18 protein-coding genes are annotated in these 18,253 nt (G+C 62.8%); 6 read left to right on the forward strand and 12 right to left on the reverse strand.

Going from position 1 to position 18,253, the window contains the following annotated elements; all coding sequences use genetic code 11:
• The 4 genes from WCE35_RS14555 to WCE35_RS14570 all read right to left on the reverse strand — a co-directional run.
• Positions 1 to 421: (2Fe-2S)-binding protein (locus WCE35_RS14555; RefSeq protein WP_424594040.1), on the reverse strand; the 421-nt coding region annotated here is incomplete at its 3' end.
• The gene (locus tag WCE35_RS14560) at positions 418 to 1,248 is read right to left on the reverse strand and encodes an FAD binding domain-containing protein (RefSeq protein WP_424594041.1); all 831 of its coding nucleotides are present in this window, start codon (positions 1,246 to 1,248) and stop codon (positions 418 to 420) included. The genes WCE35_RS14555 and WCE35_RS14560, both read right to left, overlap by 4 nt.
• The gene (locus WCE35_RS14565; RefSeq protein ID WP_424594042.1) at positions 1,245 to 3,611 is read right to left on the reverse strand and encodes a xanthine dehydrogenase family protein molybdopterin-binding subunit; all 2,367 of its coding nucleotides are present in this window, start codon (positions 3,609 to 3,611) and stop codon (positions 1,245 to 1,247) included. Before WCE35_RS14565 ends, WCE35_RS14560 begins: the two co-directional genes overlap by 4 nt.
• A 129-nt stretch (positions 3,612 to 3,740) precedes the next feature.
• Positions 3,741 to 4,553 carry a GntR family transcriptional regulator gene (locus WCE35_RS14570; protein ID WP_424594043.1) on the reverse strand — a complete coding sequence of 271 codons (813 nt, stop codon included), beginning with the start codon at positions 4,551 to 4,553 and terminating at the stop codon, positions 3,741 to 3,743.
• A 234-nt stretch (positions 4,554 to 4,787) separates the two neighbouring features.
• Here WCE35_RS14570 and pxpB point away from each other — a divergent pair, with 234 nt between their 5' ends.
• Both pxpB and WCE35_RS14580 read left to right on the forward strand, forming a co-directional pair.
• The gene (pxpB, locus tag WCE35_RS14575; protein WP_424594044.1) at positions 4,788 to 5,513 is read left to right on the forward strand and encodes a 5-oxoprolinase subunit PxpB; all 726 of its coding nucleotides are present in this window, start codon (positions 4,788 to 4,790) and stop codon (positions 5,511 to 5,513) included.
• Positions 5,510 to 6,544, forward strand: a complete 1,035-nt coding sequence (locus WCE35_RS14580) for a biotin-dependent carboxyltransferase family protein (protein WP_424594045.1) — start codon at positions 5,510 to 5,512, stop codon at positions 6,542 to 6,544. Before pxpB ends, WCE35_RS14580 begins: the two co-directional genes overlap by 4 nt.
• Positions 6,545 to 6,548: 4 nt before the next feature.
• Here WCE35_RS14580 and WCE35_RS14585 read toward each other — a convergent pair whose 3' ends face one another.
• Genes WCE35_RS14585 through WCE35_RS14600 form a run of 4 tightly spaced genes read right to left on the reverse strand, consistent with a single transcriptional unit; the run spans position 6,549 to position 10,390 of the window.
• Entirely contained in the window at positions 6,549 to 7,664 is a 1,116-nt protein-coding gene (locus WCE35_RS14585; RefSeq protein WP_424594046.1) for an ABC transporter ATP-binding protein, read from the reverse strand.
• Positions 7,665 to 7,674: 10 nt separating this feature from the next.
• A complete protein-coding gene (locus tag WCE35_RS14590; RefSeq protein WP_424594047.1) occupies positions 7,675 to 8,493 on the reverse strand; it encodes an ABC transporter permease in 819 nt (272 codons plus the stop codon).
• Between the two features lies 1 nt (position 8,494).
• Positions 8,495 to 9,346 (reverse strand): ABC transporter permease, encoded by an 852-nt coding sequence (locus tag WCE35_RS14595; protein ID WP_424594048.1) that lies wholly within the window; start codon positions 9,344 to 9,346, stop codon positions 8,495 to 8,497.
• Between the two features lie 30 nt (positions 9,347 to 9,376).
• Positions 9,377 to 10,390: an ABC transporter substrate-binding protein gene (locus WCE35_RS14600; RefSeq protein WP_424594049.1), complete on the reverse strand. Its 1,014-nt coding sequence runs from the start codon at positions 10,388 to 10,390 to the stop codon at positions 9,377 to 9,379.
• A 165-nt stretch (positions 10,391 to 10,555) separates the two neighbouring features.
• Between WCE35_RS14600 and WCE35_RS14605 the strand changes: the two genes are divergently transcribed.
• Both WCE35_RS14605 and WCE35_RS14610 read left to right on the forward strand, forming a co-directional pair.
• Positions 10,556 to 11,077 (forward strand): thiamine pyrophosphate-binding protein, encoded by a 522-nt coding sequence (locus WCE35_RS14605; RefSeq protein WP_424594050.1) that lies wholly within the window; start codon positions 10,556 to 10,558, stop codon positions 11,075 to 11,077.
• Positions 11,071 to 11,700 carry a thiamine pyrophosphate-dependent enzyme gene (locus tag WCE35_RS14610; RefSeq protein WP_424594051.1) on the forward strand — a complete coding sequence of 210 codons (630 nt, stop codon included), beginning with the start codon at positions 11,071 to 11,073 and terminating at the stop codon, positions 11,698 to 11,700. The genes WCE35_RS14605 and WCE35_RS14610 overlap by 7 nt, the downstream gene beginning before the upstream one ends.
• Before the next feature lie 226 nt (positions 11,701 to 11,926).
• Here WCE35_RS14610 and WCE35_RS14615 read toward each other — a convergent pair whose 3' ends face one another.
• The 4 genes from WCE35_RS14615 to WCE35_RS14630 all read right to left on the reverse strand — a co-directional run bounded on the left by WCE35_RS14615 (position 11,927) and on the right by WCE35_RS14630 (position 16,638).
• A complete protein-coding gene (locus WCE35_RS14615; RefSeq protein ID WP_424594052.1) occupies positions 11,927 to 13,642 on the reverse strand; it encodes a thiamine pyrophosphate-binding protein in 1,716 nt (571 codons plus the stop codon).
• 68 nt (positions 13,643 to 13,710) lie between these two features.
• Positions 13,711 to 14,643 (reverse strand): AEC family transporter, encoded by a 933-nt coding sequence (locus WCE35_RS14620; RefSeq protein WP_424594053.1) that lies wholly within the window; start codon positions 14,641 to 14,643, stop codon positions 13,711 to 13,713.
• Positions 14,644 to 14,752: 109 nt separating this feature from the next.
• A complete protein-coding gene (locus tag WCE35_RS14625) occupies positions 14,753 to 16,306 on the reverse strand; it encodes an AMP-binding protein (RefSeq protein WP_424594054.1) in 1,554 nt (517 codons plus the stop codon).
• A gap of 23 nt (positions 16,307 to 16,329) precedes the next feature.
• Positions 16,330 to 16,638, reverse strand: a complete 309-nt coding sequence (locus WCE35_RS14630; RefSeq protein ID WP_424594055.1) for a hypothetical protein — start codon at positions 16,636 to 16,638, stop codon at positions 16,330 to 16,332.
• A gap of 11 nt (positions 16,639 to 16,649) precedes the next feature.
• On the opposite strand from WCE35_RS14630, the gene WCE35_RS14635 reads away from it, so the two are divergent.
• Positions 16,650 to 17,354 carry a GntR family transcriptional regulator gene (locus WCE35_RS14635; RefSeq protein ID WP_424594056.1) on the forward strand — a complete coding sequence of 235 codons (705 nt, stop codon included), beginning with the start codon at positions 16,650 to 16,652 and terminating at the stop codon, positions 17,352 to 17,354.
• A 609-nt stretch (positions 17,355 to 17,963) separates the two neighbouring features.
• The gene (locus WCE35_RS14640; protein ID WP_424594057.1) at positions 17,964 to 18,185 is read left to right on the forward strand and encodes a hypothetical protein; all 222 of its coding nucleotides are present in this window, start codon (positions 17,964 to 17,966) and stop codon (positions 18,183 to 18,185) included.
• Positions 18,186 to 18,253 lie beyond the last annotated feature (68 nt).

Consider the following 18,253-nt stretch of genomic DNA (forward strand, 5'->3'; position numbering starts at 1 on the left):
CGACATAGCCGGTGCAGCGGCAGAGGTTTCCGCTCATCGCGACGCGGATGAGGCGTTCGTCCGGCGTCGGACTGCGGACGACAAGATCGCGCGCGGAGACCAGCATGCCGGGCGTGCAGTAACCGCACTGCAGCGCATGTTCGCGCCTGAACGCCTCGCGCAACTCGCGCGTGATCTCGTCATCATCAAGCCCCTCGATGGTGACGATGTCGGCGCCGTCGCAGGCGACCGCGTAGGTGATGCAGGAACGAACCGGCGCGCCGTCGACCAGAATCGTGCACGCGCCGCAGACGCCGTGTTCGCAACCCAGATGGGTGCCTGTGAGATCGCGGCCGTCGCGCAGGAAGTCCGCCAGATGCGTGCGCGGCTCGACCGTGCCCGAAACCAGCTTGCCATTGATATTGAGCGATATCTGATTCATGCACCGCGCGCCTGTCGAACGGCGCGCGCCAGTGCGGCCAGGTGGATCTGCCTGTCGAGCGGGTCCGTCAACCCGGCCGATTGCAGCATCGCATCGGCGGCGCCTTGATCGAACGCCGCAAGATCGTACCTGCCGCCGAACCAACTGCGTGCGTCGGCGAGAACCAGCGGCCTGCGCTCGGTCGCGCCGATGACGGCGCGGAACACGTTGCGCGAACGGTCAAGCAGCACCGCGCCGATCGCATGCGCGTATTCGCCGGTCTTGCGGCACACTTTGTAATAGCCCCACTGCGCCGACGCGGATTGCGCCGGCACCCGGACCGCCTCGAGCAGCTCGCCGGTCCCGAGCGCCGTTTCCAGCGCACCGGTGACAAAGGCCTCGACCGCGATGGTTCTTGCGCCGCCAGCGCCGCGCACCACGGCTTCGGCGCCGAGCGCCGACAGCGCCGACACCCAGTCGGAGGCGGGATCGGCATTGGCCAGGCTGCCGCCGATGGTGCCGCGATTGCGCACCGCGCGGTAGGCAATGCCGCCGGCAACCGCGCGCATGGCGCCGTTGGTCGCGTCGGGAACACGCCCGTCCTCGATGTCCGCATGGGTCACGCAGGCGCCGAACACCAGATGGTCTCCCAGCCTCTCCGCTCGCTTCAGTTCATCGAGAGCCGTGATGTCGACGACCAGATCGGGCTGCACCAGCCGCAGGTTCAGCATCGGGCCAAGGGACTGGCCGCCGGCGATCACCTTGCCGCGCTCGCTGCTTTCGGCCAGCAGCGCGATCGCATCGGTGAGATGCCGCGGACGCTCATAGGCGAAATCGACCGGCTTCATGAACGCGCTCCGCTGATCGGCTCCGCGGCGGTTCGCGCGGCCTTGGCGGCGGCGATCGCTTCGAGCACCCGACGCGGGGTGATCGGCGAGCACAGGAGCTCCGCGTTCAAGCCCTTGAGCGCGTCGTTGACGGCGTTGGCGATCGCGGCGGGCGGCGCGATCGCGCCGCCTTCGCCGATGCCCTTGACCCCGAATTGCGTATAGGGAGCCAGCGTCTCCATATGGTCGAGCCGCGGCTCGGGGACTTCGGTCGGCCCCGGCAACAGATAATCGGCGAAGGTGGTCGCCAGCGGCTGGCCGTTTTCGTCGAACGGCATCTCCTCATACAATGCGGTCCCGATGCCCTGTGCGAGTCCGCCGTAGATCTGGCCGTCCACCACCATCGGATTGACGAGCTTGCCGCCGTCCTCGACGATGACGTAGTCGAGGATCTCGACGTCGCCGATTTCCGGATCGACCGCAACCGTCACCGCATGGGCCGCATAGCTGAAGGTGCCACTGTCGCGCTCCGGCTTGTAGCCGACGGTGGCCTCCAGGCCCCCGCGATGCACGTCGGCGGGCAGGTCTTGGGGACGCAGATACCAGGCGCGCGCGATATCCTGCATGCTGACTTCGCTGGCGACGGAGATCACGCGGCCGTCCACGAATCTGACGTCTTCGGATTTGACCTGCAGCAGGCTGGCGCCGATCTGCTTGGCGCGGGCTTCGATCTCGCGGCAGGCGCTGGCCACCGCGCCGCCGGCCATCACCATGCAACGCGAGCCCCAGGTGCCGGTCGAATAGGGCGTCAGCGCGGTGTCGCCCAGGATCACCTTGACCTTTGCAACATCGATTCCGAGAATTTCGAAGGCGACCTGCGCCAGGGTCGTTTCAAGGCTTTGCCCGTGCGAATGCACGCCGACGCGCAGTTCCAGCCCGCCATCCGGGGTCACTCTTGCCGTGGCCTGCTCATGGCCGGGGACCATCGGAATTCCCCAGCCCGCATAGACCGAGGTGCCGTGCGCTCCCTGTTCGCAATAGATCGAAAGCCCGAAACCGAGCAGCCGGCCGTCCGGCTCGCCGCTGGCCTGGCGTGCCCGCAGGGCCGGAAGATCGAAATGGGCCAGCGCGCGCCGCAGCGCCTCGGGATAGTCGCCACTGTCGAAATGCTTCTTGGTGATGTTGTCGAACGGCATCTGCTCGGGACGGACGAGGTTCCTGAAGCGCACCTCGTGCGGCTCAAGCCCCGCCTTTCGGGCGATGGCGTCCAGCACCAGCTCGATAGCGAAGCAGACGCCGGTGCGCGCCACGCCGCGGTACGGCAGGATCGGGCACTTGCTGGTCGCGACCGACCAGGTCTGGCAGCGATAGGCCTCGAAATCATATGGCCCCGGCAGGATGCTCGCGACCTGCGCGGCTTCCAGACATGCCGAGAACGGATAGGACGAATAGGCGCCGGAATCCACCGTGGCCTCGCAGTCGATGCCGCGCAGCCGGCCATCGCGGTCGGCATAGCCGGTGATGAGATAATGATGCTCGCGGCAATTGGCGCCGGCCATAAGATGCTCGCGGCGATCCTCGATCCAGCGGACCGGATGCCCGCGCTGCATCGTCAGCCACGACAGGCAGACTTCTTCGGGCAGCAGGATGCCCTTGTAGCCGAAGCCGCCGCCGACGTCCGGCGAGATGACGCGAATATTGCCGTGATCGAGACCCAGACATCCCGACAGCCCGGTGCGGTTGATATGCGGCATCTGCGCCGCGGTGTAGACGGTGAGTTGCTCGAGTCGGCTGCTCCATGACGCCACGACGCCGCGCCCCTCCAGCGGCGCCATGGATTGCCGCGCGGTGCGGATTTCGCGGGTTACCTTGATCGGTGCGTCGAGGGCCCTCTCGATGTTCACGTCGACGAAGGTTTCGAGAAAGATATTGTCGCCCCAGTGCTCGTGGATCAGCGCCGAGCCCGGCTCGCGCGCCTTGAGCATATCATGGACCGCCGGCAGCTCCTCGAGATCGAGTTCGACCGCGGCCGCGATATCCTCGGCTTCTGCGCGCGTGCGCCCGACGCACATCGCGACCAGTTCGCCGACCTGGCGCACCTTGCCGACGGCAAGCACGGGCTGCTCGGACACCTTGAACCCGGGCAGGGCCGAGACGGCGCGGATCGGCTTGACCCCGTCGAGATCGGCCGCCGTGAAGACGCTGTCCTTGAATTGAGGAGGGATCGTTATGCCGGAGATCCGCGCATGCGCCAGCGGGCTTCTCACGAACGCCACGTCCTGCATTCCGGCGAGACGGATGTCGGCAACGAATTCGCCGCGGCCGCGCATCAGCCGGTCGTCTTCCTTGCGCAGGAGCCGCGCGCCTACACCCTGCTCCATCATGCCACTCCCTCGACAAACTGCCCGCGACGCAGCTCCGCAAATTCATCCTGTTTTTAGGACGATAGCAAGACTTCCCGTCGCCTCCGGGGCGAGCAAAAACCCGCAGATTTGCCGCCGGTTGCCGGTTAATCAGGCTTTGCCGGACTTGCGCCGCGGCAGGCCGACCGCCTTGAAACCGTTGCGCGGCTTCTTGTCACCGACCGGCATGGTCGCGAGCAGGTCGATCTGCAACTTGATGCTGTCGCTGCGGTAGGTGATGTCGCCGACATAGATGGCGATGCCGCCGTCGTCGATGACGACGCAATGGGCCTCGACGGTCGGCGCACCGATCGAGATCTTGAGCAGATCCGCAATCTCGGGGCCCGCGCTGCCGATGGTCAGGGTCTGGTGCGCCTCGCGTAACGTGATTTGATCCATGGCATCGATGGTCACCAGCGCCGCAGCGACCTTGAACCGCCCCGGGTTCAGATCGAACACTTCCCGCGCCAGATGAAGATTGACCACGGAATAGGGATCTTCGTTGCGATACTGGACGCTGCGCAGCTTGACATAGCTCGATGCGAGGTCGCCATCCTCGCTGGAGAGGTTGGGCGGACCCGCATCGTGATCGATCGCCAGCCGGCGCGGAACGTTGTCCTTCAGCGATGCGATCACGCTGTTCCAGTTGGTCGCAAGCTTCACCCAGTGACGCTCCTGGCTCGTTTTGGAGACGAAGGTGCCGAGACCCTGGCGTGCCTGCAGCATGCCTTCCTCGCGCAGGATATCGACGGCCTGCCTGACGGTCACGCGCGCGACCTCGAATTCGCGCTCGAGTTCATCGAGCGTCGATATCTTCTCTCCTGCTCCCCATTGTCCGGATTGGATCCGCGTCCGCAGCACGGAGGCAACCTGAATGTACAAGGGCACCCTGCTGCGATCATAGGCTTTCAACAGCTTGGACACGTCATTACTTCTTCTGAGATTTCGGACTTGCTCCGCCGGAGATCATAACTAACCTCAAGCTCAAAGCAATGCGGTAGCAGGCTACACCGATCCGCTCTCCACAACGCGCAGACCGGCCGCCGCTGTCGTTCGATGTCACACCCGGATTCGACTGACCGAGCCGGCAAATCCCGGTTTGACGCGCCAGTACCATCTTTAGTACAATGATATCAATATCGACAGGTGCGCCGCTTGATGGCTGATTTCCGGATATGGCAGGCGGCCGACAGCGCGCTGGTGGTCGAGTTCGGGTCCGCGATCGATCGTAAAGTCAGCGACCGGGTGCTCGCGCTCGCCGAAACCGTGAAAGAATCCGGCCTGCCGGGAGTGACGGAGGTCGTGGCGACCTTTCGCTCGCTAAGCGTGATCTATGATTCGCTGCTGACCACCGGCGGTGAACTGGAACGAGCCGTTGCTGCGTTGATCAAGGCAGGTCGCGCCTCATCGCATGTCACGCGGCTGTGGGACATCCCGGCCTGCTACGATCCGGGATTTGCGCCCGACATCGAGGAGGTCGCAAGGTCGGTTGGCCTCTCACCTGCGGAGGTCGCGGCGCTGCATGCCGACCCGCAATATCATGTCTACATGATCGGCTTCGTTCCGGGTTATCCCTATATGGGCGACCTGCCGGCGCAGCTGCGGTTGCCGCGCCGCTCTGATCCACGAACGCGGGTTCCCGCGGGCTCGCTCGCCATCGCCACCAGCATGACCGCGGTCTATCCCTATGAAAGTCCGGGCGGCTGGCACCTGATCGGGGCGTCGCCGGTGCGCTTCTTCGACCCGGAATCGGCCGGCGGCGCCCTGCTCAGCCCCGGCGACGCCGTGAAGTTTCGGCCCGTCACCGCGCAGGAGTTTGCCCGGATCCGGCTCGCCATCGAGCGCAATGACTACGTGCCCGCCAACACGGAGATCGCGACGTGATCCCGGTCCTGCAGGTCGTCACGCCAGGTTTCCACACCACGATCCAGGACGAGGGCCGGCGCGGCTTTCAGCATGTCGGCGTGCCGGTGTCCGGCGCGCTCGATCGCAACGGATACCGGCTCGCCAACGCGCTGGTCGGAAACAGCCTCGGTGCCTCCTGCCTGGAGATCATGGGCTCGGGCCCTGCGCTCGAAGTGGTCGCTGGCTCGGTCCGCATCGCGCTGATGGGCATGGGCGGCGGCCTCGAAATCGACGGCCGCACCGACCCACCGGTCCGGCCGGGCCGAACCGTGCGGATCCGCAAGGGCGAAACCGTGCGGGTGCGGCTCGGCGGAGAAGCCTTTTGCTCCTATCTCGCCATCGAGGGCGGCTTCGACGTGCCGCTCTGCCTTGGCAGCCGATCGACCTACACCCGCGCCGGCTTCGGCGGCGTTTCGGGACGAGCGCTTCGCGCCGGCGACACCCTGCACGGATATGCCGACGACGTCGCCGCGCGCGACGAGGTGACGTTCGGCGAGGCGCGCGACCTCTGTCTCGACCAGCCGATCCGCGTGGTGCTTGGCCCTCAACAAGAATACTTCACCGAAGCGGCCATCCAGGATTTCCTGCGCGGCACCTACGCCATCACGCCGGCCTCCGATCGCATGGGATTCCGGCTGGCCGGGCCGGCGCTTGAACACAAGGGCGACTACAATATCGTATCGGACGGAATCGTCACCGGATCAATCCAGGTGCCGGGGTCGAGATTGCCGATCATTCTGATGGCCGATGCGCAGACCACCGGCGGCTATCCAAAGATTGCCACCGTGATTTCAGCCGACCTGCCGCGCCTTGGTGTGCGCGGCGCCGGCCGCGCCGTCCGATTCCAGAATGTCTCGCGCGAGGATGCCGAGAAGATCGGCCGCGCCGAGCATCAACGGCTCCTGAACGTCATCCGTGACATCCGTACATTGAGCGATACCGGCGGCATCAGCCTCGAAACCCTGTACAGCCAAAACCTGATCGACGGCGTCGTCGACGCCAACATCTGACGCTCTACCCGGTCGCGAACGCGACGCCTTCGTCGGTGCCGATCGCAATGCCGACCCGGGCGCCGACCGGCCAGCGCGTTATGGCTTGGTGCCCTGCCGACCGCACCAGCAGCCGTTCGCGCGATCCGTCCATGCAGCACTCCACGAACAGGTCGACATGCCCGCCCTGATATACCTGCGCCACAATGGTGCCGCGCCTTGCGCAGGGCTCGCCCGCATCGACGAGTTGCAGATGCTCGGGTCGAACATGCAGATCGACCGGTGCCGACGCCGCGACGCCCTGCAACGGGCCGGGCGGCACCTTGATGCGGACCGCGCCGATGGCCACGATCATCTGCGCGCCGTCGGCGCGGTCGAGCCGGCCGCGCATCACATTGGCATCGCCGACAAAGGACGCGACAAAGCGGTCGTTCGGCCGGCGGTAGATTTCCTCGGGCGTGCCGAGCTGGCGAATGCGTCCCTCCGACATCACCGCGAGACGGTCGGAAAGACTCAATGCCTCGCTTTGATCGTGCGTGACGAAGATCGTGGTCACGCCGAGCTTGCGCTGGATGTCCCGCAGCTCGACCTGCATCGACGTCCGCAGGTTCTTGTCCAGTGCGGAAAACGGTTCATCCAGCAGCAGCACCGTGGGATTGATCACCAGCGCGCGCGCCAGCGCCACCCGCTGCTGCTGGCCGCCGGACAGCTGGCGCGGCTTGCGGTCTTCCAGGCCGGTGAGCTTGACCAGGGCCAACGCCTCGCTGACGCGACGGTCACTCTCGCTCTTCGGAACGTGCCGTGCCCTGAGACCGTAGGCGACATTGCTGGCGACGCTCATATGCGGAAACAGCGCGTAGTTCTGGAACATCATGCCTATTTCGCGCCTGTAGGTCGGCACGTCATTGACGCGTGCCCCGTCGATCAGGATTTCCCCGCCGTCGGGACTGAAGAAACCCGCCGCCAGGTTAAGCAGCGTGGTCTTGCCGCAACCCGATGGTCCAAGCAGGGTCATGAGTTCGCCCCGCCTGATCGCCAGCGACACCCCGTCCAGCGCAACCGTCCTGTTGAACCGCTTGATCACAGCGTCGAAACGAACTGCGACGTCTCTGTCTGCCGAGATTGACGCTTGCTGTGTCACGGCGGTTCCTTCAGCGGCTCTTTTCGATATTGAGCACCTTGCCGAGACCCAGGAAGGCATTTGCGAAAGTGATCAGCGCGGCGGTGCCGACAATGTACATGACGGAAAGCGCCGCCATCGAGGGGTCGGCGAACTCCCGCACATAGTTGTACATCGCCACCGGCAAGGTCTGGGTCCGTTGCGCGGTGACGAACAGCGAGGCGGTGAACTCGTTGAACGAAAGGATCGCGGCGAACAGCCAGCCGCTGACCAGCCCCGGCAGCAGCAGCGGAAGCGTAATCGTCAGCAGTACCCGGGACGGCGCCGCCCCCAGACTAGCGGCGGCGAGCTCGTAGCTCTGATCCAGATTGCGCAACGACACATAGACGCTGCGCAGCACGAAGGGCAGCACCAGCACGACGTGGCAGGCGACCACGACGGCATAACTGCGCGCCCACCCGGCTTGCGCCGCCAGGATGAGAAAGCCGAGGCCGACGGTGAAATGCGGAATCACCAGCGGCGACAGCAGCACGCTTTCAATCGCCGACTTGAAGCGAAACCGATACCGGTCCAGCACGAAGGCAAACATCGCGCCGACCAGCAGCGCGATGATCGAGCTCCAGGCCGTGACGATCAGGCCGTTGCGAAAGCCATCGCGGAAATCCTGGTATTCGACCGCACGGGCAAACCAGCGCAACGACCAGGCCTGCGGCGGAAACGACAATATCGCCTTGTCGTTGAAGGCGGCGATCGTGACCACGGCTGCCGGCAGAATCAGGAAGCCGAGAATCAGCAACACCGCGAGCTTGCCGCAGTAGCCTAGCAGCCGCTGGTACGTCGAACGGGGCATGTCAGTGCGGCCTGATGTTTTCGAGCGGGCGCGCGGCGAGCCGCAGCAGCGACAACACGACGATCGTGAGCGCCAGGCCAGCCACGCACAGGCTAGCGGCGAACGGGAAATTGAAACTTGCGAAGCCGAGCTGATAGACCAGGTTCGAGATCATGTTGACCCGGCCGCCGCCGATCAGCTGGGGCGTGGCGAAGGCGCTGAAGGTCCAGGCAAAGGCGGTGGTCACCCCCGCCACCACGCCCGGCATCGACAACGGCAGGGTCACGGTGAGGAAAGTGCGGATCGGCCCGGCGCCGAGGCTCTCGGCGGCCTTTTCGTAGTCGCGGTCGATGTGCGACAGCCCCGCCGCCAGCATGATGACCATGACGGGCATAGTCACATGCACCAGCGCCACCACAACGCCGAAGGTGGTGAACATGAACTGGATCGGCTGCCGGATCAGGCCGAGATCGCGCAGCACCGAGTTAATGAAGCCGTTGTTGCCGAGCACAATGATCCAGGAATAAGTGCGCACCACCTCCCCGAGGAACAGCGGAGTGACAACGATCACCAGCAGGATGGATTTGGCAACCGCGCTCTGCGTGCGTACCAGTGCGTAGGCCAGCGGATAGCCGACGATCAGGGTCGCCGCCGCGGTCAGAAGGCAAATCCACACGGTATCGAGAAACACCCGCGCATAGAGCGGCTTCAGCAAGTCGGCGAAGTTCGCCAGCGTGAAGCCGCCGGGATCGAGCGATCCCGGAACATAGGTCCGCAGACTGAACTGCAGCACGGCCGCCATCGCGGCAAGAAAGCCGAAGGCGCAGAACACAGCGGGCGCGGTGAACGTGCGAAGATATGGCTGCGGATTCATGGCGGGAAACCGGGGATACCGACAGCCCAATCAGTTCATGACGTTCTCAGCGAACCATTTGCGCCATTCCGACGTCTTCTCGGCGCGCAGCTTGGCGTCAATATTGATCTGCTGCTTCCACTGCGCGACGGTAGTGAAAACTCCCGGAAGCTTGGCTATTTCAGGATCGAGCTTGGCATTGAGCACCGCGGGGCTGCCCTTCTTGAGCTTGGCGATGGCAGCCTGGATGTCCGGATCGTAGAGCGCATTGATGAACTTGTAGGCAAGTTCCGCCCTCTTGGATCCCTTCATGATGGCGACGGTGTCGATGCCGAGAACGGCGCCCTCCTTGGGAATCGCCAGGGTGATCGGAACTCCCTGCCCGATCATGTAATAGGCGTTCATCGACAGCACGATCTGCACCGGCGTTTCGCCGCTGGCCAGCAACTGCTGGCTGTTGGCATCGTTGGTGTAGAATGCCTTGAAGTTCGGCTTCAGCGCCTTGAGCTTGTCCTGTCCCTTTTCCCAGTGCGCAGCGTCACCGCTGGACAGAAGCGCCGAAACGGCGATGATGTGGCTTGGATCGAAATCCGGCCCCGCGATCTTGCCCTTCAGTTCTGGCTTCCAAAGATCCTCCCAGCTCTCGAACTTGATGCCCCCCAGCAGATCGGCGCGATAGCCGATCGTATAGACATAGGCCCAGGCCCCGAGATGAAACGGACTGATCCGGGCTTCGTCGGCGAGGTTCCTGGCATTTGCAATCTTGGAAACATCGAGCTGCTCGAACAGGCCGTCATTGGCATAGAGCCAACCGACATGCGAGGTGGTGAAGGTGATGTCGCTTTCCGGATTGCCCTTGGCGAGCTTTTCCTTATTGAGCCGGTCGATCGTGCCGCCGGTGATGAACTCGACCGGAACCCCGGTCTCCGCAGTGAACTTCTTGGCGACGGTTTCAGCCACCAGGTCGCGCCAGCTGCCGCCCCAGATGCTGATGACCAGCTTGTCCTGCGCCTGCGCAGGCACGGCAATTGCAATGGCAAAAAGTGCGAGCAAGAAACGTTTCATGTTCAATCCTCTGTGCACTGCTTGAACCAGACGCGGGAAGGCAGTCGTATATCTCGCAGGAGGTAGTCTGCACTAATCAAGTCGGGTCGACAATAGAGCTTATGTTGCGTACATTAGAATGATTGATCCGCAACGACTTGTCGCTGGTGGCGAGGGAGAACATCGATGTTGGAGAAGGGTGCGACCGATTGCCATCGGCCTTCCGAGCTTCTCGACACTCTGAAGCGCCTCGGTTTCGGCGCCGCGGTTGCGGTGCCTGACGGCTGGCTCGGCGAAATACTGGTGCGCATCGAACAGGAGCCGACGATACGCCTGGTGCGCGCGACGCATGAGGAGGAAGCGCTGGCGATCGCGTGCGGCACCAGACTTGGCGGACTGCGCACCGCGATGCTGGTTCAGAATGCGGGCGTGCTCAGCATGGGCGCCGGCATGGTCTCCCTCGCGCAGCGCTACCAGTTTCCGCTTCTGATGCTGGTGTCTTATCGCGGCACCGTCGAAGATCCGGTGTTCTATCACGCGCCCAAGGGACGTGTGACCGAGCCGGTCCTGAGGGGTTTTGGCCTCGCTCATGCGCGCTGCGACCGCCATCGCCCGATCGGTCCCCAGGTCGAACAGGCTGCGACCTTTGCCGAGGAGGCATCGTGCCCCTTCGCGCTTCTGTTGTCGCGGGAGGACGTGCAATGGTGAATGCCGCCCGGCCGAGCAGGGCCGACTATTATCAGGTGCTGGCGGATAGGCTGCCGGCCAATGCGCTGGTGGTCACCAGCCTCGGCAATGCATCCTATCTGTGGGCCGCGATGCATCACGCGCCGGAAAACTTCTACGTCGAGGATGCGATGGGGTTGGCACTCCCGCTGGCCCTCGGGCTTGCCATCGCGCAGCCAGCACGACCGATATTCGTGGTCGAGGGCGACGGCGCGGTCCTCATGCATCTGGGCGCGCTGGTCACCATCGGTGCGGTGGCAGCCGATAACCTCACCGTGCTGCTGATTCAGAACGGCGTCCATGCCGCCTCGGGCGGCCAGGCCCTGACCAATGCGGGGCTCGATCTCGCCCAACTGGCCCGCTCGGCCGGCATCGCCCGCGCCGAGAATGTAGCGACGCCGGAAGCATTTGCCGCGGCGATGGGCGCCGCCAAGACGGGCCACGGCGCCCGGGTCCTGGTGCTGTCGACCAAGCCCGACATCGAGGTGGTTCGGCCGCCGATCACGCTCGACCCGGTGCTGACCAAGCACCGTTTCATGTCCGCCATTGGTGCGCCGCGCTATGTCCCGACATTGTTCGGCGGCGGACGGCTTGCGCACGATTGACGGCTATCGAAACTTCTCTAAAGCATCGCAAGAATAGTTGTTCAGCGAACTAACACAATTGCCCTGTTATTCGACAAACATAACACGATGTTATTCTTTTTGCGGGAAGCGGCAGCCAAGCTTCTTCGGCCCGGATTCTGTTCACCCTGATTAGAAGCGCGAGCGGCTGATCTCTGATTGCGTCGCAAGGCAAGTCGCGCTGGTGGGCCGCACTTCGTCCGAAAACTCATGTCGAGCCTCTCCACTTGCGCTCGGCGTCATCCCAGGCCGCCAGCGGCTGAAGGTCGGGAACCCACGCAAGGCCGGTCTTGCCGTCCGAAGACACGGCTTCCGGCGTGACGACCATGTCGAGAAGCGCAGGACGGTTGGCCAACGCCCTCGCGATCGCAGGTCTGAGCTGTTCTTCCGTTTCCACCCGCTCGGCGTGCATTCCAAACGACCTTGCCATCGCTGCATAGTCACTGAATTGCAGTTTGGTGCCGACGACCTTGCCATGCGTAACGGTCTGGTCGTGCACCTCGATCTGCCAGGCGCCATTGTTGGCGACAACGATCAGGACAGGAGCCTTGTGGCGGACCGCCGTGTCGACTTCAATCGCATTGAAACCGAACGCGCCATCGCCTGTTGCCACGACGACGGCTTTTTCGGGAAATGCGAGGCTTGCCGCAATTCCATAGGGCACGCCGATGCCGATGCAGCCGAACGGGCCGGGATCGAGCATCGCCGACGCGTTCAGTCCGACACGCGCGAAGCTGAGAAAGTCGCCGCCATCGGTGATGACGACCGCGTCATTGCCGATCGCATCCTGGAGCGCGGACAGGACCTTGTTCGGATGAAGCTTTCCGTCGGATCCCGCCGGTGCCGAGGCCATGGTTTGCTGCAGCTTCTTCGCCCGCTCCTCGTGCCCGCTGCGCAATTTGGCCGCCCACTGCCGATCCACTTCGGACACACGGTTGCCGGCATGTTCGACCAGCGCGCGAAGAGTCTCTGCGGGCGACGCGAGAATCTCGACGGCGCCGCGACGGTTATCTCTCATCTCGGCCGGCGTGTCGGCGATGCGCACAAACTTCGCGGATTGGAACACCGCGGGCGAGCCATAGGCAAGCTGGAAGTCCAAGCGTCGGCCAATCGTAAGGACGACATCGGCGTCGCCCATCACCGCGCCGCGCATCGCACCCACGACAGATGAATGGTTGTCCGGCACAAGGCCCCGGCTCTCGCCGGTATCGAGATAGACAGCACCGAGCCGGTCGAGCAATGCGACGAGTTCCGGGCCGGCGCCGCGAGCACCGCGTCCGGAAATCACCAGTACGCGGCGCGCCGACCAGAGCAGGTCAACCGCGTTGGCGATTTGCGCGGGATCAGGGCGTGTGACCGTACGTGGCTTGGCACAGAGATGCTCCTCGAGTTGCAGCGGCTTTGGCACAATTCCGCGCAGCGTATCGGTCGGAAAGTCGATGTAGGACGGGCCGGGCTCGCCACCTTCGCCGAAAGCGCGTGCTATCGCCTCGTCGAGTTCCTGCAACACGAGAGAGGGCTCGCGAACGGTACGGGCGTAACGCGTGATCGTTCTCACCAGCTGCGTGTGGTCGAGGTCCTGCAGGCCGCCGCGATTTTCCTGCGCGCGGGGATTGCCACCTGACAGAACCAGCACCGGCGCGCGTGACACATGAGCATTGGCGATACCGGTAATCGCGTTGGTCATCCCTGGACCTGCTGTCACCAGCGCGACGCCCAATTCGCCGGTCAGTTCGGCATGGGCCTGCGCCATATGGACAGCGGCGCCTTCGTCACGCACATCAATGATGCGAATGCCCTCCGCGTCAAGCCGCATCCAGATCGGCATGATATGGCCGCCGCAAAGGGCGAACACGCGCTTGACGCCGCGTTGCTTCAGCAGGCGCGCGATGAGGCTGGCGGCGCTATCGGGAGAAACTCTCATTTAACTACTCCTGTCCTGTTATCTGATCGACAAAATCGGCAAAGCGCCGGGCATATGCTTTACGGCGTTCAAGAGAGCCACGCGACGAGCAGCGACACGGTGAGGACGGCGAACACATGCGAGGCCAGGATCGCGCCCGATGTCACGCCGGCCTCGAGCCCATAAAGCTTGGCGATGGTGAACGGTCCCGATCCGATCGGAAGCGCGCTGAGAAGCACCGCGGAGTGCGACCACAACGGCGGCATCGAGAAAACGTAAAAGACCAGCAGTGCCGTGACGGCAGGCTGTAAGATCAATTTTAAGGCAACGAGCACGCCGATCGACACTGCGTCGCGGCTGACCACACGTTCCTGCGCGAGAAACAAGCCTATGCAAACAAGTGCGGCGGGTGAAGCCGCTCCGCCGAGCAGCGTGGTAAAGCTCTCGAAAGGTGCCGGCACTTTCAGGCCGCTCAAGCCGATGCAGAGGCCCGCGACTGGCGCAATCAGCAGAGGGCTGCGGAGAAGCGACGAAACGACCTTGGCGCCGGTCGACCAGAAGCTCGCGCCCTTCTGGAGGTCGATTTCGACAATGACGACAGCGAACAGGAAGAGGACGCAGGCCGTGAACAATGTCGCGATGATCGAGGCCGGCGCGCTTTCCGGTCCGAACACCAGAAGGCACATCGGAATCCCCATGAAGCCGACATTGCTGTAGCCAGCATCCAGGCCCTCGATGCTGGCATTGGCGACACGTCGTCCCCGAGCGCGGCTTATCGCGAAGCCAACCGCAAAGGCAACGGAGAAGCCGCCGCAGAAGGCCCCAACGAACCCGAGCTGACCCACCTGTTCCGGCGTGATCTTCGACATTGCAACGAACATCAGCGCGGGCAGCGCCAGATAAACCGCAAAGCGATTCAAATTGTCGGTCGCTGTCCTGTCGAATACACCGAAATGGCCGCAGATGAATCCTGTCAGAATCAGCGCGAAGATCGGCAGGGCGGAGTTCAATACGGCGTTCACATGACTTTCCGGCAGTCGAAACGATGTAGCTGACCAGGTTGTCCGCCGCTGCAATCTCCGTGTAACGCCTCGGCATCTGGCAAAACATCCTGACGACCTGCGCGTTGGCTCAACGAGCGAACCGGGCTTTCAGTTCGCGATGCAAGACCTTGCCCGTTGCGTTGCGCGGCATCTCGCTTTCGGCGAGGAAGGCGTAGGTTCGGGGACGTTTGTAGCCGGCCAGGCGATCCTTCGACCATTCGGTCAAATCGCTTTCCTTCAGCGACGCGCCCTCATGCAGCACGACCACGGCATGGACGCGCTCACCCCATTTCTCGTCCGGAAGTCCGATCACCGCGACATCCTTGACCAATGGATGCGCACCGACCAGTGCCTCGACCTCCGACGGATAGATGTTCTCGCCGCCGGAAATGATCATGTTGCTCTTGCGGTCGGACAAATGGATGTAACCTTCGGAATCGCGCCGGGCCATGTCGCCGACGGTGCAATATTCGCCGCGGAACGCCTCTTTGGTTTTCTGCGGTAACCGCCAGTAGCCGTCGAATGTGTGAGCGTTGCAGGAGAACAATTCACCCGATTCGCCGTCCGGTACCTCGTTGCCTGCTTCATCAAGTATCTTGATCGGGGCCGCGCCGACGCACTCACGTCCGACAGAACCCAGCTTGGTGAATTGCTCGTGGGGCTGAAGCATGGTCACCCAGCCGGTTTCGGTGGCGCCGTAAAGTTCGAACAGGCCGGAATTCGGGAACATCTCCATCACGGCGCGCTTGGTATCCTGGCGCGCGGGTGCCGAGGAAATCATCAGCTTCGTTATTTGATCGAAATTGTATTTTCCGCGCACGGCATCGGACAATCCGAGCATCATGATGTAGTGGGTCGGCACGAGGGATGTGAAGGTCGAACCACTCTCTGCAAGAGTTCGAACGCAATGTTCGGGGTCAAAGCTCTTGCGGGAATAGATCGAATTCGTGCCGCCGCAGTAGCCAAAAGCGCCAAAGAAATTCAGGGAATTGGCGTGACACATCGGCATGACAAGCAAAGCGTTGTCGTTGCGATGCAGCCCGAGCTCGATCTCGGTGACGATCGACAGCAGCACGCCGCTGCGGTGGCTTCTCACCACGCCTTTGGGATTGCCCGTCGTACCCGAGGTGTACATCAGCGTCCATGGGTCGGACAGCAGGACATTCTGCTCGGGCTCGCGGGCGCTGCCCGCCGCGAGGAAGTCTTCGTAGGCGCGATAGCCGGCCGGACAGGGACGCTCGCCGAAATGAATGAAACGGCCCTGAACGATCGGCAAATCCTTTCGAACTTCCTCGACGACGCCGATAAGCTCGTCCTGAACGATCAGGGCCGCGGCCTCGGCGTTCTCGACGATGAACTGGATTTCCTTACCCATTAGCCGGAAGTTGATCGGTACAGCCACAAGTCCTGCCTTGGCAGTAGCGGCGTAGATTTCACACCATTCGACGCAATTGTAAGCAAGAATCGCGACACGATCGCCTTTCGACAGGCCGAGACCCAGAAGCGCGTTTGCGAGACGGCAAGAGCGTTCGTTCCATGTCGAGAAGCTCATCGCGCGGCCAAGGTCGCGGGCGCCGATACGGTTCGACGACAATCGCGCATGGACCGAGAGCATCTGTCCGAAATTCAAGAGATTTTTCACGTTACGCTCCTCGAAGGTGCAAATCAGTGGGTCGCGACCGGCCTATTTGAGGAAACCCATGGCACGGCGGCGATGGCAATGGTGCCGACGAGCAGGGCCAGCATGTAGCCAACCATGGGCTTGATGCCCTCGTCCGGGTGTATCCGGGTGCGGCCGCACCAGCGGCGGATTTGAAGAGCGAACGATGGGTTACCGCTCGCATTGAATCCTCCCATGTGAAGTTTCGCATTTCCGCAGCGTTGAATTCGGTAGAAGAATTCGTATTCTGAATTCGAATTCAAAGCAATGGCTTTTTTTGCGCTGCGATGATAAAAATCCAGGAAAGAATCCATTTGGAGACCGCATGCCTCAAATCCAGCCGCAGCTCACCCTCGTCGAACAGGTTGTAAATGCTATCGTTTCTGAGATCGTCGACGGCGGCCTCCCGTCGAATGCCCGGCTCATTCAGGATGATTTGGCCCGCGCCTATGGTGTGTCTCGCCAACCTGTGCAGCAGGCCCTACTGCTTCTCCGTGATCGCGGATTGGTTCGGGAGGCTCCCGGCCGCGGCCTGATCGTATCGCCCCTGGACGTGGACTTCGTTCGCAACCTCTATGAAGTACGAGCGATGCTGGACGGCCTGGCCGCCCGGCTGGCCGCCGAGCACGGCGCCGAGCGGGCAAAGACCGAGGGACCGGCGTATCTCGCAGCAGGCCGCGCGGCGGTAGAGAGCGGCTCCCTGCGTGAACAGATCGAGGCGGACATGCAATTCCACGCCTTCCTCAACGAACTCTCAGGCAACCCTTTGATCGGCGAAACCACCGCGCCGCACTGGCCATATCTTCGTCGCGTCATGGGCGAGGTCTTGCGCGACGACGAACAGATGCCTCAATCCATCCTGAACGAACACGCCGCGATCCTCGACGCAGTGATTGAGGGTAACGGTGCGGAAGCAGAGACGCTCAGCCGTCATCACATTCTGCGTGCAGCGAATGTATTCGTTCAGCGCCTTCAGGTTCGACACGATGCATCGGAAGATGAACTTCGTCGGCGCCGCATTCGGCGATGAAGATAGGCCATGTCAGATCCGGGTCGGCGACCGAAGGCGCTGGACTTTCATCGCTCGCGTCCCTTCAAGATGGACAGCAATTCCCGCCTCTTCCGTGACGCAGAATTGGCTCTGGAGACGTTTCTCCCACCAGGTCAAGCGACGCTCAAAGCTTTGACGTAGGCAATGCACGGGTCGAAGAAGATCTGAATTTACTTACCCCACACGTAATCGACGGAGGCCATGGCGACAGGCCAATCTCTTTACGGCGTTGGCCGAACGGCGCCGAAGGCACGGGAAGCGCCGTTAATTCTGCATTCGACCAACACCGCCGCCTTCTTTTTTCTCCTTGTAACAAGGAAAGCCTACGAGATCGCGAGACCAAAGCAACGACTGTTCAGATGTTTCAATCGCTTGGCAGAATGAGTCCATGACCATATGGGAGCAGGACGGTTCGCCCGCGTCAGGGCAAATTCTTCTCCTTTGCCTCAGGAACCGGAGCCGCCGGAGGACGTTTGACGTAGATCAACACCGCCGATGTTGAATGGACTAGTATAAATCTTAATCGTGCGGCGCATAGTGATATAGCCGAGTACGGAATTCCTTGCAGCCTATTCACGGTGACATGCGATGATCACATTTAACGTTGTCAAGGAGCAGCACGGCTGGGCCATCCGGATGGATCAACGCATGATGACGCCCTTCTGGTCGAGAGATTTGGCGATCCGCGAGGCGAACTGTTTGGCCCGCGCCATCCGCTGCCATGGCGAGTGTGCGGAAGTAATTGTCGAGGATGCCGTCCCGAGCGAGCCGCTTACGAAGACCGCGGACACAAGCTCCGTCGCGGCTTGAGGCCGCTCCTGAATGATGGTGCCGGGACGCCGGTCCGCAGTGACGTCAGCGGCCAGAGTCGAAGGGCC

It is taken from the genome of Bradyrhizobium sp., from assembly GCF_049691595.1.
Classification (GTDB): Bacteria; Pseudomonadota; Alphaproteobacteria; order Rhizobiales; family Xanthobacteraceae; genus Bradyrhizobium.

Excerpts from the sequence above, each read along its gene's own strand:
- WCE35_RS14610 (WP_424594051.1), top strand. The coding sequence starts at position 11,071 with ATGGTGAATGCCGCCCGGCCGAGCAGGGCCGACTATTATCAGGTGCTG.
- WCE35_RS14635 (WP_424594056.1), top strand. The coding sequence starts at position 16,650 with ATGCCTCAAATCCAGCCGCAGCTCACCCTCGTCGAACAGGTTGTAAAT.
- WCE35_RS14600 (WP_424594049.1), bottom strand. The coding sequence starts at position 10,390 with ATGAAACGTTTCTTGCTCGCACTTTTTGCCATTGCAATTGCCGTGCCT.
- WCE35_RS14565 (WP_424594042.1), bottom strand. The coding sequence starts at position 3,611 with ATGATGGAGCAGGGTGTAGGCGCGCGGCTCCTGCGCAAGGAAGACGAC.
- WCE35_RS14560 (WP_424594041.1), bottom strand. The coding sequence starts at position 1,248 with ATGAAGCCGGTCGATTTCGCCTATGAGCGTCCGCGGCATCTCACCGAT.
- WCE35_RS14630 (WP_424594055.1), bottom strand. The coding sequence starts at position 16,638 with ATGGATTCTTTCCTGGATTTTTATCATCGCAGCGCAAAAAAAGCCATT.
- WCE35_RS14640 (WP_424594057.1), top strand. The coding sequence starts at position 17,964 with ATGATCACATTTAACGTTGTCAAGGAGCAGCACGGCTGGGCCATCCGG.
- WCE35_RS14605 (WP_424594050.1), top strand. The coding sequence starts at position 10,556 with ATGTTGGAGAAGGGTGCGACCGATTGCCATCGGCCTTCCGAGCTTCTC.
- WCE35_RS14615 (WP_424594052.1), bottom strand. The coding sequence starts at position 13,642 with ATGAGAGTTTCTCCCGATAGCGCCGCCAGCCTCATCGCGCGCCTGCTG.
- WCE35_RS14595 (WP_424594048.1), bottom strand. The coding sequence starts at position 9,346 with ATGAATCCGCAGCCATATCTTCGCACGTTCACCGCGCCCGCTGTGTTC.
- pxpB (WP_424594044.1), top strand. The coding sequence starts at position 4,788 with ATGGCTGATTTCCGGATATGGCAGGCGGCCGACAGCGCGCTGGTGGTC.
- WCE35_RS14590 (WP_424594047.1), bottom strand. The coding sequence starts at position 8,493 with ATGCCCCGTTCGACGTACCAGCGGCTGCTAGGCTACTGCGGCAAGCTC.